At 45.4% G+C, this 14,130-nt stretch carries 10 protein-coding genes; 7 read left to right on the top strand and 3 right to left on the bottom strand.

The annotated features are described in order from the left end of the window. The first annotated feature begins 510 nt into the window (after positions 1-510). From F3I09_RS01115 to F3I09_RS01105, 3 genes are all read left to right on the top strand, one after another. A complete protein-coding gene (locus F3I09_RS01115) occupies positions 511-2,625 on the top strand; it encodes a nitrite reductase (protein ID WP_149693198.1) in 2,115 nt (704 codons plus the stop codon). 36 nt (positions 2,626-2,661) lie between these two features. Beyond that, a complete protein-coding gene (gene cobA, locus F3I09_RS01110; RefSeq protein ID WP_149693197.1) occupies positions 2,662-3,438 on the top strand; it encodes a uroporphyrinogen-III C-methyltransferase in 777 nt (258 codons plus the stop codon). A gap of 87 nt (positions 3,439-3,525) precedes the next feature. Then, the gene (locus F3I09_RS01105) at positions 3,526-4,107 is read left to right on the top strand and encodes a bifunctional precorrin-2 dehydrogenase/sirohydrochlorin ferrochelatase (RefSeq protein ID WP_149693196.1); all 582 of its coding nucleotides are present in this window, start codon (positions 3,526-3,528) and stop codon (positions 4,105-4,107) included. 782 nt (positions 4,108-4,889) lie between these two features. Here F3I09_RS01105 and F3I09_RS01100 read toward each other — a convergent pair. After that, positions 4,890-5,276: a hypothetical protein gene (locus F3I09_RS01100; protein WP_149693195.1), complete on the bottom strand. Its 387-nt coding sequence runs from the start codon at positions 5,274-5,276 to the stop codon at positions 4,890-4,892. Here F3I09_RS01100 and F3I09_RS01095 point away from each other — a divergent pair. Beyond that, positions 5,268-5,936, top strand: coding sequence for an HD domain-containing protein (locus F3I09_RS01095; RefSeq protein ID WP_149693194.1), 669 nt, complete (start codon positions 5,268-5,270; stop codon positions 5,934-5,936). The genes F3I09_RS01100 and F3I09_RS01095 overlap by 9 nt on opposite strands. Before the next feature lie 54 nt (positions 5,937-5,990). Here F3I09_RS01095 and F3I09_RS01090 read toward each other — a convergent pair whose 3' ends face one another. Further along, positions 5,991-6,506, bottom strand: a complete 516-nt coding sequence (locus F3I09_RS01090) for an acyl-CoA thioesterase (RefSeq protein WP_149693193.1) — start codon at positions 6,504-6,506, stop codon at positions 5,991-5,993. 300 nt (positions 6,507-6,806) lie between these two features. Between F3I09_RS01090 and F3I09_RS01085 the strand changes: the two genes are divergently transcribed. The 3 genes from F3I09_RS01085 to F3I09_RS01075 all read left to right on the top strand — a co-directional run bounded on the left by F3I09_RS01085 (position 6,807) and on the right by F3I09_RS01075 (position 11,467). Further along, positions 6,807-8,459, top strand: coding sequence for a CTP synthase (locus F3I09_RS01085; protein WP_149693192.1), 1,653 nt, complete (start codon positions 6,807-6,809; stop codon positions 8,457-8,459). 117 nt (positions 8,460-8,576) lie between these two features. Beyond that, positions 8,577-10,427: a membrane protein insertase YidC gene (yidC, locus tag F3I09_RS01080; RefSeq protein WP_149693191.1), complete on the top strand. Its 1,851-nt coding sequence runs from the start codon at positions 8,577-8,579 to the stop codon at positions 10,425-10,427. 92 nt (positions 10,428-10,519) lie between these two features. After that, complete coding sequence (locus F3I09_RS01075) at positions 10,520-11,467, top strand: M20/M25/M40 family metallo-hydrolase (RefSeq protein WP_149693190.1); 948 nt, start codon at positions 10,520-10,522, stop codon at positions 11,465-11,467. Positions 11,468-11,545: 78 nt separating this feature from the next. On the opposite strand, the gene F3I09_RS01070 is transcribed toward F3I09_RS01075, so the two are convergent. Beyond that, a complete protein-coding gene (locus tag F3I09_RS01070) occupies positions 11,546-13,933 on the bottom strand; it encodes a penicillin-binding protein 1A (RefSeq protein ID WP_149693189.1) in 2,388 nt (795 codons plus the stop codon). Positions 13,934-14,130 lie beyond the last annotated feature (197 nt).

Genomic DNA, 14,130 nt, shown 5'->3' with positions numbered 1-14,130 from the left:
CGCTTTTCATTTGTTCTTGCGTCGCAAAGTTAAGACAGAGACGGGAGAAAGTAATACGGGGCCTATTCAGCATAAATAATAGTTATCCTGTATAATCAATGGTTATGACAGGTATATCGTATAGGGAGTCTTCTTTCCAATGCAGGTAGGCATACCAGCGGATTCCGAAGAAACATACTGTTCCGGCCGGTCCGGGAAAGGGCTGTCCCTCCGGGCTTTAGAGGGGCAAAATACTTTTGGAATTCTGGCCTATATTTATAACTTTGTAATAGTCTACTAAATTAATGGGAAATATAGGGATGAATAGCGGATTTTTGTGTTATGGATGCCATTGCTCCATTGTAATGGTAGCCGGGGAGGCGTAGATGTATAAGGAAAATTGATCGACCAGGAATCAACCAAGATATACAGCGCCTCCGACCTTAATATGCGGAGGCGCTGTGTTTTATAGACGATAAGGAAGTATAACGTTTTAATATCTGATAATTTACCACCAAGAAAATATTCACTATGCAAAGCTTCAGAACCGAACTGGAAAATCCTGTGGTTGAGAAAGATATCATAGAACTGGAGAAAAAGATCCGCTTATTCCGCGAAGGACAGATCCCGGAAGAAAAATTTCGCAGCCTGCGTCTGGCGAGAGGTATCTATGGCCAGCGTCAGGCAGGTGTACAGATGATCCGCATCAAACTGCCATATGGTAAGATGACGCTGGAACAATGGAAACGTATCTCAGACGTATCCGACGAATATTCTACCGGCAACCTGCACCTGACCACCCGTCAGGATATTCAGATCCACTTCGTAAGCCTGGAAAAGACCCCCGAACTGTGGAGCAAACTCGATCTGGACGATATCACCATCCGTGAGGCATGTGGTAACACGGTTCGTAACATTACTGCTTCCGACAAGGCAGGTATTGATCCTGAGGAGCCGTTTGATGTTACTCCTTATGCAGATGCAACCTTCAGGTATTTTCTGCGTAACCCTATCTGCCAGGATATGGGACGTAAATTTAAGATGGCTTTCTCCAGCAGCGACGCCGATACTGCCTGGGCATTTATGCACGATTTAGGTGTAATACCTAAGGTTCGTGTGGAAAATGGCAGGGACGTACGTGGTTTCAAGGTACTGGTAGGTGGTGGCCTTGGGGCGCAACCTTACCTGGCACATGTTGGCCATGAATTCCTGGAAGAAGATCAGCTCATTCCATATATAGAAGCAGTTTTGCGTGTGTTTGACCGCCATGGTGAAAGGGCCAGCCGTCATAAGGCACGTATGAAGTTCCTCATCCAGAAAATTGGTTTTGAAGAATTTCAGCGTCTGGTAGAAGAAGAGCGCATCGCTATTAAATCCAAATCCTTCCATGTAGATGCTGATACCTGGGCTGCTCCGGAACTGCCGGCTGCAGATGCGGTATTGCCGGCATATACTATTAAGGATCCGAAGAAATATGAAGCCTGGAAACAGACTAACGTCTTCCAGCAGCGTCAGGCTGGCTACTATGCCGCCTACGTACGTGTGCCATTGGGTAATATCAGTTCTGTAATATCCCGTCAGGTGATAGAAGGTCTCAGACCCGCTGTAGCCAATGACGTACGCGTGACAGCCAACCAGGGCTTACTGCTGAAATATATCCAGCCTGCACATCTGCCTTACGTATTCAGCGTACTGGAAGCAGGAGGTTTTGCAGAACCGGGTTTTGACAGTATTGCAGATATCACTGCCTGTCCTGGTACTGATACCTGTAACCTGGCTATTTCCAGCAGCACCGGTATTTCTACAGCACTGGAACTGGTGATCCAGGAAGAATTTCCTGACCTGGTATATAATAAGGATATTAAGATCAAGATAAGTGGTTGTATGAACTCCTGCGGTCAGCATGGTATTGCTGCTATTGGTTTCCATGGTAGCTCACTGAAAAGCGGCGGTAAGGTATTACCGGCCCTGCAGGTGCTCCTGGGTGGAGGTATCGTAGGAGATGGCGTGGGCCGTGTTGCTGATAAAGTGATCAAAGTGCCAAGTAAAAGAGGTCCTGATGTACTGCGTTCCCTGCTGAACGACTTTGAAGCAAATGGTCAGAAAGATGAGAAGTTCAATGACTATTACGATCGTCAGGGTGAAAAATATTTTTATGATCTCCTGAAACCACTAACTGATCTGAATACACTGATTGATGAAGATTTCGTTGACTGGGGTCAGGGCGACAAATTCGCAACAGCTATTGGCGTGGGCGAATGTGCCAGCGTGGTGATTGACCTGGTAGCTACACTCCTGTTTGAAGGAGAGGAAAAGCTGCAATGGAGCAAGACCGGACTGGATGATAAACAGTATGCAGACAGCATTTACCACTCTTACTCCACTTTCGTACAGACTGCGAAAGCACTGTTACTGGGTGAAGGCGTAAGCTGTAATACACAGACAGGCATCATCAACGATTTCGACAAACATTTTGTTGAAACCGGCAAATGGTCACTGGATGGCAGCTTTAAAACACTGGTATTGCAGATCAATCAGAACGAACCTTCTGAAAGCTTTGCAAAACAATACTATCAACAGGCATCAGATTTCTACCAGCAGGCGCAGTCATACAGACAACAGTCAGCAGCAGTTGTAGCACAATAAACGCTTGCGGTTATCACATCTTATTAAATGTACACTATGCAGAATATACATCCGAAATTGACACTGGTAGGCGCGGGGCCCGGAGATCCTGAGCTGATCACTGTAAAAGGCCTGAAAGCCATACAGCAGGCAAGGGTGATCCTTTATGACGCGCTTTCCAATAATGAATTGCTTGAGCATGCGCCCAGCAATTGCCTGAAGCGTTTCGTTGGTAAGCGTGCAGGTATGCATGTGTACTCTCAGGATGAGATCAACCGCATGATCGTGAAATATGCACTTACTTATGGCAGTGTGGTACGCCTCAAAGGAGGGGACTCTTTCGTATTTGGCCGTGGACAGGAGGAACTGACCTTCGCCCAGCAATTCAATATTGATACGGAAGTCGTGCCGGGCATAACCAGTGCTATCTCTGTACCTGGTATCAACAGGATACCTGTTACGGCGCGTAATGTGAGTGAAGGATTTTGGGTCCTGACCGGTACCACACAGAGTGGGAGCTTATCCCGTGACCTGGCTTATGCTGTCCAGGCAGATACTACGGTTGTAGTACTCATGGGGATGGGCAAATTGGAGGAGATCTCAGCAGCATACGTAGCACAGGGTAAAGGCAACGTGCCAGCCGCCATTATTCAGAATGGAACACTGCCTGACCAGAAAATAGGCATAGGAAATGTAGCCGATCTGAAGGAAATAGCTTTGCGCGACAATCTGCGTAACCCGGCAATTATTGTAGTGGGAGAAGTAGTGCGTTTTCATGAGGCTTTCCTGGCAGTACAGGAAAAGATAGCGGAACAACTGAAAATAGCTGTATAACTCATAAATTACACATGATAAATTACAGGAGTTCCCGGTGAGGGATGGGTACGTAATTTGTCATGTGTAATCAGTAATAGCACCATTATGGAAGAAAATCATCTTTTCCCGGTATTTTTTAAATTGAACCGCCTGCATGTACTGGTTGTGGGAGGGGGGAATATAGGTCATGAAAAAGTAAATGCCATGCTGGAGAACTGTCCGGGGGCAAATATCACTGTAGTAGCGACCTGGTTCCAGCCAGAACTGATGGAGCTTGTAAAGCATGCCCCTAACGTGGAACTGATCCAGAAACCATTCTCCTGTGGTGATATGTTGGGAAAAGACCTGGCCATTGCCGCCACCAGTGATGCGGAATTGAACATGTATATATGGGAAAAGGCAAAATGCAGCCGGGTATTGATTAATGTAGCTGATACACCTGAGCTGTGTGATTTTTATTTAGGTTCTATTGTACAAAAAGGCCACCTCAAGATAGCCATCTCTACCAACGGAAAATCCCCTACAGTTGCCAAACGTCTTAAAGAAGTATTGCAGGAAGTGATCCCCGGCTCTATTAATGATGTATTAGATAAGCTACAGGTGATCAGGGACCGGATAAAAGGCGATTTTACAGAAAAAGTAAAACAATTGAACAGGATCACCGACGTGCTGGTGCGTAAAGATTAACCCATTCTATTCCTTTTTTAACTTCCCCATCATAAAATTACTGAGCGGTATTGACCGACATTCCTATGTTCGCCCCGCTAAATATTCAATTTGTTTCGGTTGAAATGGTATCCTTGTTTCAAGCTCTTTCATCTACTTTTCAGTACTTTCCAATTACATTATAAATAAAAATATATTTATGTTTTACTTTAAATCATTGTGAAATATGAATGATGAGTGCTATTTTTATGATGTAAGACGGAATGATGATTGGTGTTTTTGATATTATGTCAGGATTGTTTGAGAGATTACGATATTTATAATATGTTATTTATCGCTCTATGCGCATAGCTTCAAAGAATAGATTTAGCAGATTAATAAATAAAAGGATTCGTTATAATAACATGGGTACTGCGATTAAACAGGATATTTCCATCGCAAAATCAGGCCAATCCTTAAAAATTCTAAAACCAACCAGAATAGCACGGCTATCCTCTGATTATTTGGAGATAGCTGGCTCAGTGCTCTAAAAGCGATATACTGAAAGGGTGTATCTGAAATTGAACAAATCAGCGGTAAAAGGCGGGGTCGCCCCGTACTAGGGTCAGCAAGGCCAACAAATTTTTTTGACCTCGCAGTCAGGGTTCACGAATTTTCCCCGCCTTACGCCGCGCCAATATAAAAGTATTCCCGCTTCCCTGAAGTATATACCTTACGCGCTGAGGCCCAAAAGGGGCCTCAGTAAGGTATCTTCCAGAAGCTATGACAGCTCTTTATAATTTTATCAACCAGAATTTAAATCGCTATAGCGATGATGCTACTACCCCCTTCTTTAAGGGGGACTTTTTTTGATCTAAATCGTAATTACCAACCGCCATTAAAAGTTCAATAACAACTGAATGGCAGCATGCACCAAACGAATCCAGCGGATGTTTTAAACCATTCAAGAGGAAAAACGAAGAAGATCTTAGTGAAGCAAGATCCCTGATCAATTCTAAAATTGCATGCCGGAATCCAGGGGGGAGAAACCGAAAGAAGGAAGGAGGGTTACCAACAATGAAAGTATCTAAACCAACATATGCTATGAGCCTCCTTTTCAGTTTCTCCTTTTCTTCGTTTTTTCTGTTATTGTAGGCCCCCTCATTTTGCTGCTGCCATGGAGAAATAATATATTTGGCGTTATGAGCCAATACAATGCAGATACACAACAACTGATCAATCAGACGGAACAATTTGTAAAAAGGGAACTGTCGGGCGCTGAAGGCGGCCATGACTGGTGGCATATTTACCGGGTATGGAAGCTGGCCAGAAAGATTGCTGTCGGTGAGCAGGTGGATCTGTTAGTAGTGGAGCTCAGTGCTTTGCTACATGATATTGCCGATTCCAAATTCCATAATGGCGACGAAAATGTTGGTCCGCAGAAAGCCCGTTCCTACCTTGAATCCGCAGGTGTACCGGAGGCGGTTATCCAGCATGTAGTGAATATCATTTTGCATATTTCCTTTAAAGGAGGCCATAATACCGGCGCCTTTCATTCCCCGGAACTGGCTGTAGTACAGGACGCCGACAGGCTGGATGCTATCGGAGCCATCGGTGTTGCCCGTGCATTTAGTTACGGTGGATTTAAGAACAGGGCCATGTACGATCCCGGTATTGTCCCGGACCTTTATATGACGAAGGAACAGTATAAGAATAGTACTGCCCCGACCATCAATCACTTTTACGAGAAACTGTTATTGCTGAAGGACAGGATGAACACCGCCACAGGTCGCCTGATGGCAAGTGACAGACATGCTTTTATGGAGACCTTCCTGGAGAAGTTTTACAAAGAGTGGGAGGGGGAAAGCTGACAAATAGAGGAGTTCTCCCCGAAACTCAGACGATCCGGGGAGAAGCTGATATGTTTAAATGAACAAGGCTCTCAGTTCCTCTGCATCCTGGGGTTTCATTTTACCGCTCAGGATCAGGCGTAACTGGCGTCTGCGCATAGCGCCCTCATATAATTGTTTTTCTTCTTCAGTATCCGGAATGATCTGGGGAACCAGCCTGGACTTCCCATTGGGGTCCAGTGCTACGAAAGTCATAAAGGCCTCGTTGGATTTATAACGGTACTGTTGCACCGGGTCTTCTCCCCATACACGCAGGTGCACTTCCATAGAGGTGGAAAATGCTCTGCTCACCTTTGCCTCAATATGTACTACATTACCCAGTTTAATGGGTGTTTCAAAAGAAATGTTGTCTACAGAAGCAGTCACCACCGGTGCACTGCAATGTTTCATAGTAGCTAAAGCCGCTGCTATGTCCATCCAGTACATAAGGCGGCCCCCCATAAGATTGCCGAAAGTGTTGGTGTCGTTAGGCAAAACCAGTTCCGTCATCTGGATCATGGAGTCCTGCGCACGCTTGGGCGTTAATGTCATATGCTGATTTGTTACGGCGCAAAATTAGCAAGAAGTTTCCTGACAGGCGCAAGAAATGCAATGCCATCGTGCGATTTCATGAGATATTAAATTATTAGCCTCAATTTTGCATGGAAATAACTTATTATGAATTTGTTATACGTGCAAGTATAACGAAATATAAAAATCCCTTTTGGAGCACTTTAAATTTGTCTTAACTTTGCATGACCTTCGGAAGTTATTTTTACTTGACTGGTTACACCAAAAGTCGTCCGGCGCTTCTCTTTAGGTCAAGTATATTCTACAGAATTTTTAGATTTTATGGCAAAATATATCTTCGTTACGGGAGGTGTGACTTCCTCGTTGGGTAAAGGAATTATAGCTGCTTCGCTGGCGAAATTATTGCAGGCTCGTGGCTTTAGAGTGACTATTCAGAAATTTGATCCGTATATCAATGTGGATCCGGGAACATTAAACCCTTACGAACACGGTGAGTGCTATGTAACCGAAGATGGCGCTGAAACTGACCTGGACCTTGGCCACTATGAGCGTTTTCTGAACACGCCTACCTCCCAGGCGAACAACGTGACCACCGGCCGTATTTACCAGACTGTTATCAATAAGGAGCGTGAGGGCGCCTACCTGGGTAAAACCGTACAGGTAGTACCGCACATCACCGACGAGATCAAGCGCAGGATTCTGCTGCTGGGTAAAGACGGTAAATATGATATCGTTATTACCGAGCTGGGTGGTACTGTGGGTGACATCGAGTCCCTGCCTTATATTGAGGCTGTTCGTCAGTTACAATGGGAACTGGATGAGCAGGATTGCCTGGTGGTACACCTGACCCTGATACCTTACCTGCGTGCGGCTAAGGAATTGAAAACCAAGCCTACGCAACACTCTGTGAAAATGATGAGTGAGAACGGAGTACATCCTGACGTGATCGTATGCCGTACGGAAGAGCCAATGTATAATGACCTGAAAAAGAAAATAGCGCTGTTCTGTAATGTAACAGTAGATGCTGTGATCGAGGCTACAGACATGAGCACCATCTATGAAGTGCCCCTGGAAATGCTGCGTGAGAAACTGGATGTGATTTGTATGAAGAAACTGCACATCCCTATTGAAAAAGAGCCAGATATGACCAAATGGCGCGCCTTCCTGGACAAGCTGAAATATCCGAAATCCAAGGTAACCATCGGTCTGATCGGGAAATATGTGGAACTGCAGGATGCTTATAAATCCATCCTGGAGTCATTTATTCACGCAGGCGCTATGAATGAATGTAAAGTAGTAGTACAAAATATTCATTCTGAATTCCTTACACAGGAAAATGTAGCAGAAAAGCTGCGTAACCTGGATGGTCTGCTGGTAGCTCCTGGTTTTGGTCATCGTGGTATTGAAGGAAAGATCGTGGCTATACAATATGCCCGCGAGAATAACCTGCCATTCTTCGGTATCTGTCTGGGTATGCAGATGAGCGTTGTGGAATTTGCCCGTAACGTGATAGGCTGGAAAGATGCCCACTCTACCGAAATGAATCCGGACACGTCTCATCCTGTGATCGGTCTTATGGAAGAGCAGAAAAAGATCACTGTAAAAGGTGGTACCATGCGTTTGGGCGCTTATACCTGCGAATTGACGCCAGGTTCAAGAGCCGCCGGTATTTATGGTAGCACTACCATCAGCGAGCGCCACCGTCACCGTTACGAATTTAATGGACAGTACCTGGCCGATTTTGAAAAGGCGGGTATGATCCCTTCCGGCCGTAATCCGGAAAGCGGACTGGTAGAAATGGTAGAATTACCTGACCATCCATTCTTCGTAGGCTGTCAGTTCCATCCTGAGCTGAAAAGCACTGTGGAAGCTCCTGCGCCGCTGTTCGTGCACTTCATTGCTGCCGCCAAACAGTATGCAGAAGACAAGACCAATAAGGCAAAAGTTGCTGAAGAAAAGATTGCCCACCAATAATGAATATTTATAAGTAACAGGCTTTCAGTGGTAACAACGGGGTATTAACTTTGTTGATTGCAACTGAAAGCTTGTTGCTTTTACTTACCTTTGCTGCCTAAATTTTAATTGAATTTCATGGACAGAAACTCAGTCATTGGCTTTGTACTACTGGGAGTGTTGTTTGTAGGTTACATTTTCTTTAACCAGAAACAACAGGTTGCCGCAAAAAGAGAGAAGGACCGCCAGGATTCCATAGCTAATCTTAACAAGCCCAAACCTGTTGATACCGCCACGTACACCACTGCAGGCGTACCCGATTCCAGCAAACTTGCCGGCACATACGGTACCTTCGCAGGTGCAGCCAATGGAACTCAGCAGACTGCCGTACTGGAGAATAAAGTGCTGAAAATCACCTTCTCTAACCACGGTGGACAACCTTCACAGGTACAGCTGAAACAATTCAAGGATTTCCAGGGTAAACCTTTGTTGTTGGCTAACAGCTCTTTCAATCGTATTTCCCTGCAGGTTCCTGCCAATAACAATACTTTATTAAATACGGCAGACCTGTACTTTACCGGTGGTAATGTACAGCAACTGGCAGATGGCAGCCAGGCAATCACCTACCGCCTGTCTACCTCTAATCCCGGCCAGTACCTGGAGTATGTATATACTTTAAAACAGGATGGTTATGCCATGGATTTCGATATCCGTGCCATCGGTCTGGAAAATGTACTGCCTGCCGGTCAGAAAACCCTGACACTGCAGTGGGATTCCCAGAACGACAAGCAGGAAAAAGATATGCAGAACGAACGTCTGAACAACCAGGTACACTACCGGGATACAGACGGAAAACATGACTATTTTACCCTCGAGCGTACCAGCCACCAGAAATGGGATACTAAACTGGAATGGCTGAGTGTAAAACAGCAGTTCTTTAACACCACCTTTATCGCCAGAAAAGATGCCCGTTTTGCCGGTGCTGAAGTGAGCACTAAAGTGCCTGAAAGTGGTAATATCGTAGGACAAACATTTGCATCAATCGAGCTCCCTTACAACCGTGCGCATGATTTTACCTTCCCGATAGAGATCTATTATGGTCCTAACCACTATAAGACACTGAAATCTTTCGACATCGGTCTGGAAAGTATCATTCCACTGGGCTCCGGTATCTTCGCTTTCGTAAAATATGTGAACAAATGGGTGATCATCCCTGTGTTTAACTTCCTGAGCGGATTTATTGGTAACTACGGTATCATCATCATTCTGCTCACCCTGTTCATCCGCTTGCTGATAGCGCCTTTCACTTACCAGAGCTATGTATCTCAGGCTAAAATGAAAGTACTGAAGCCAGAGATCGATGCACTGAAGGCAAAATATGCTGACGACCAGCAGACATTTGGTATGGAGCAGATGAAGTTATTCAAGAGCGCAGGTGTAAACCCACTGGGTGGATGTTTGCCAGCCCTGATGCAGCTGCCTATCCTGGTAGCGATGTATAGCTTCTTCCCTTCTTCTATCGAGCTGAGACAGGAAAGCTTCCTGTGGGCGAAAGACCTTTCTGCCTACGATTCTATCCTTGATCTGCCTTTCACTATTCCGTTCTACGGTAACCATGTGAGCTTGTTCACATTGCTGATGACCGCTACCAGCTTAATGCTGGCGTTCAATAACCGTGGTATGGCCGATCAGAGCAATCCGGTAATGAAATATATGCCGTATGTATTCCCGGTCATGCTGTTGGGTATCTTCAACCGCCTGGCATCAGCGCTGACCTTCTATTACTTCCTGTCTAACGTGATCAGTATTGGTCTGCAGTGGGTGATCCAGAAGTTCTTCGTGAATCATGACAAGATCCATGCACAGATCCAGGAGAATAAAAAGAAACCGGCAAGCAAATCAAAATGGCAGGAAAAGCTGGAAGAAATGCAGAAACGCCAGGCAGACATGCAGAAGCGTCAGCAAGATACTCCGCGCAAAAAACAATAGTATCCAATCTTTTTAACATATTATATTAGCAGAAGGCTTCCCTCAATGGAAGCCTTCTGTATTTTCAGGATTCATGCATTTAATCTGACCTTATGAAATATCTATTGTTTCTGGCTGCAGCCGCAACTGTTTATTCTACTTCTTATGCACAGGATTACCAACCATCTGCCAGCCGTATACAGAAAACGGTGGGCTATCTGGCCTCCAACAAATTAAAAGGCCGGGGGACTAATGAAAAGGGAGGCATTAAAGCCAGTAACTACGTAGCCAAACAATTTAAGCAAGCCGGACTGACTCCGGGCAATGGGGACAGCTACTTCCAGGATTTCACTTTCGACAGAAAAGAACACAAAAACCTCAGCAGCAGGAACGTGATCGGCTTCCTGGACAATGGCGCTGCTAAAACTATTATTATCGGCGCCCATTATGATCACCTGGGCACAGCTGCACTGTATGATGGGAAATATCCTGTAGGGCAGATCCATAATGGCGCTGACGATAATGCATCCGGTGTGGCAGGGCTGCTGGAACTGGTGCGGTACTTTACAGAGAATGGACAGAAAGAACCTTTTAATTTCCTGTTCATTTCCTTTGGAGGAGAAGAAATGGGTTTGCAGGGCTCAAAGTATTTTACAGCTAATCCTACTATCCCGCTGACCAACGTACATTTCATGCTCAATATGGATATGATAGGTAGGTACAATGAAGAACGGGGTATTGGCATAGGTGGTTATGCTACTGCACAGGAATGGCCTGTGGTATTTAAAGACGCACAGGAGCCCGGTATCCACTATTTTACCGACGGATCCGGCAAGGGAGCTTCAGATCACCACAACTTCTTTATGCACCAGGTACCCGTGATCTTCCTGCATACCGGTCCGCATGATGATTATCACAAGCCCACAGATGATGTTGAGAAACTGAAAGCCAAAGAGGAGGCGTTGATTCTGAAACTGGGCATTCAGCTGATCACTAATGCAATGAAGTATCCGGAACTGCATTATGTAGGAGAGGAGAAGAAGGAGGAAGAAAAGAAATAGATCGCTTGAAGCCTGATATAAAATGAAAAGGCGTCCGGTTTTAAACCGGACGCCTTTTACTATTGTGTTTGTACTTACTTACTGTGGTTTAGTGGGTTGTGCCGGATAAGCTGCTTTAGGTGCGGTAGAAGGAGCTGGTTTATCCTTATTTTCCTTCTGCTTTTCCTTTTCTCTTTCTCTTGCTGCCTTATCTGCTTCTGCCTCTGCTTCATTTACATCCATTATATAATCATTGGCATCTCCATTACCCTGGTCATCAGCTTCTGCCGGTGGCTTGTAGTTTTCTTCAAAATTCTGGTAGAATTCACTGTTGATAGACTGAGGAATGGCGAAGGTGGCCTTGTCGTCTATTTTCAGTGTTTTATCTGCATATAATTTCTGGAAGAAATAAGCCCAGATCGGGAGACCGGTATTGGCACCCTGACCATTGGTGGTAGTGCTGAAATGGAGGAAGTTGTTTTCACAACCTACCCAGGCACCCGCCAGCAGCTGAGGGGTAAAGCCCAGGAACCAGCCATCGGTATTATCGTTGGTAGTACCAGTCTTACCTGCCACCTCACTCTGGATACCATAACGGAAACGCAGACGTGCAGAAGTACCACCAGGACCGGTTACACCCTGCATCATTTTCACCATGGTATAAGACTCATTCTCGCTGATCACTTCACGTTTTTCAGGAGCGGTGGTCTGCAGGATGTTGCCATTTCTGTCTTCTATACGGGTGATGTAGATCGGTTTGGTAATAATACCACGGGCCGGGAACATGGTATAGGCCTGCAGCATTTCATACAGCGAGATTTCCGGCGTACCCAGTGAAATAGATGGATAAGGCGGGATATCAGCGTTGAAGCCAATTTTGTTTTTCGCAAAATCGGCAACAGCCTGTGGGCCTAACTGCTTGATCAGGTAGGCAGATACGAGGTTCAATGATTTTGCCAGTGCCCCTGCCATGCTGATGCTACCGCCCACACTACCTTCTGAGTTGCGGCTCAGTGTCCAGTTATATTTAGGGAATGATACCGGCTCGTTAGGCAGCATCGTGCTGGGAGACATACCATTCATAATGGCAAAGCAATACAGGAATGGTTTAAATGTAGAACCTACCTGTCTGCGGGTCTTGGCTACGTGGTCGTTCTTAAAATAACGGAAATCAGGGCCACCTACCCATGCTTTCACTTCACCGCTTTCAGGGTCCAGTGCCATAAAGCCCGCCTGTAGGATAGCTCTCATATACTTGATAGAGTCTATCGGGGTCATGATGGTATCCAGTTCATTCAGCTCAGGTTCTGTAAAGCTTTTCCAGGCAAACACCTTCATTTTTACCGGCGTATTGAAGGCTTGTTTGATCTGTTCATCACTGGCCTCATCGTCTTTCATTGCCTTGTAACGGTCAGATTCCTTCATATAGCGGTCAATATATGACTGCCAGTTCTTCCACACGCTGCCGGATTTGATATTGGACTGTGCTGCGAATACCTTCTGCAGATCTTTCAGGTGATGAGCTACCGCTTCTTCAGCATACAATTGCATGCGTGGGTTGATGGTAGTATAGATCTTCAGACCGTCGCGGTACAGGTTATATTCAGAGCCATCGGCTTTTTTATGGTTTTTACACCAGTCTTTCAGCTCGTCCCGCAATACTTCCCTGAAGTAAGGCGCCAGTCCTTTGTTATGGTCTATCTTATTGTAACGCAGTACGATAGGCTTGCTTTTAGCAGCATTTGCCTCTGGTTCTGTAATAAAGTCGTTTTTCTCCATCAGCTCTATCACCGTATTACGGCGGTCCAGTGCGGCCTTTGGATTACGGCGGGGATTATACAGATTGGTACCCTTCAGCATGGCTACCAGGGTAGCTGCTTCTTCAATGGACAGGTGACCTGCATCTTTACTGAAGAAGGTACGGGCACCATTTTCAATGCCGTATACGTTATCGCCGAAAGGCACTGTATTGAGATAAAGGGTAATGATCTCCTGTTTGGTGAAGTTGCGCTCCAGTCTTACGGCTATCAGCCATTCCTGCATTTTCTGGAAGCTCCTCTTTACAATGTTGGAGGCACGCTGCGCACCTGTATTATCGGCCTGCAGGTTCAATGCCAGCTGCTGCGTGATGGTACTGGAGCCTCTTTTCTTGCCGACAGCCAGGTAGAAAGGGATGGCGATCGTTGCATAAGGATCTATACCTGAGTGCTCATAGAACCTGACGTCCTCTGTGGCAATCAGGGCATTGATCACATTTTTGGAAATTTCGTTGTAGTCAGAGCTTGACCTGTCCACCTGATAATATTTACCCAGGATGGTACCATCTTCGGCAATTACTTCAGATGCAAGGGCAGCCCTTGGGTTTTCCAGGGTCTCCATGGATGGCATAGAGCCAATAATGCGGAAATTCACCAGCAGGATCAATAACAGGAAAACCCCAGTCAGTGATAAAACTGTGATCCACAATATTTTAACCGATTTTTTCATACTTGCTTTAAATGTTTGATTTGCGTGGCCAGCATCGCTTTCATTGGCTTATACTCAAGATATAGCAATTTACGGGCCTTATTACGCCGTGCGTGTAACAGCGGGCAAAACTATTAAAAAAAACGGGTTGATGTCCCTCAAATATTGTTAAAAGACTGATTGATGTACTTCAATGAATTAGTATGTTTTTCTATCTT

It is taken from the genome of Chitinophaga sp. CF418 (assembly GCF_900142925.1).
GTDB lineage: Bacteria > Bacteroidota > Bacteroidia > Chitinophagales > Chitinophagaceae > Chitinophaga.
The sequence above is the reverse complement of the archived record's forward strand: the minus strand, read 5'-3'. Positions and strand labels throughout refer to the sequence as shown.

Bases quoted from the DNA above. Each gene is read 5' to 3' on its own strand.
- F3I09_RS01070 (WP_149693189.1), bottom strand. From the start codon at position 13,933: ATGAAAAAATCGGTTAAAATATTGTGGATCACAGTTTTATCACTGACT.
- yidC (WP_149693191.1), top strand. From the start codon at position 8,577: ATGGACAGAAACTCAGTCATTGGCTTTGTACTACTGGGAGTGTTGTTT.
- F3I09_RS01085 (WP_149693192.1), top strand. From the start codon at position 6,807: ATGGCAAAATATATCTTCGTTACGGGAGGTGTGACTTCCTCGTTGGGT.
- F3I09_RS01105 (WP_149693196.1), top strand. From the start codon at position 3,526: ATGGAAGAAAATCATCTTTTCCCGGTATTTTTTAAATTGAACCGCCTG.
- F3I09_RS01115 (WP_149693198.1), top strand. From the start codon at position 511: ATGCAAAGCTTCAGAACCGAACTGGAAAATCCTGTGGTTGAGAAAGAT.
- F3I09_RS01075 (WP_149693190.1), top strand. From the start codon at position 10,520: ATGAAATATCTATTGTTTCTGGCTGCAGCCGCAACTGTTTATTCTACT.
- F3I09_RS01090 (WP_149693193.1), bottom strand. From the start codon at position 6,506: ATGACATTAACGCCCAAGCGTGCGCAGGACTCCATGATCCAGATGACG.
- F3I09_RS01095 (WP_149693194.1), top strand. From the start codon at position 5,268: ATGAGCCAATACAATGCAGATACACAACAACTGATCAATCAGACGGAA.
- cobA (WP_149693197.1), top strand. From the start codon at position 2,662: ATGCAGAATATACATCCGAAATTGACACTGGTAGGCGCGGGGCCCGGA.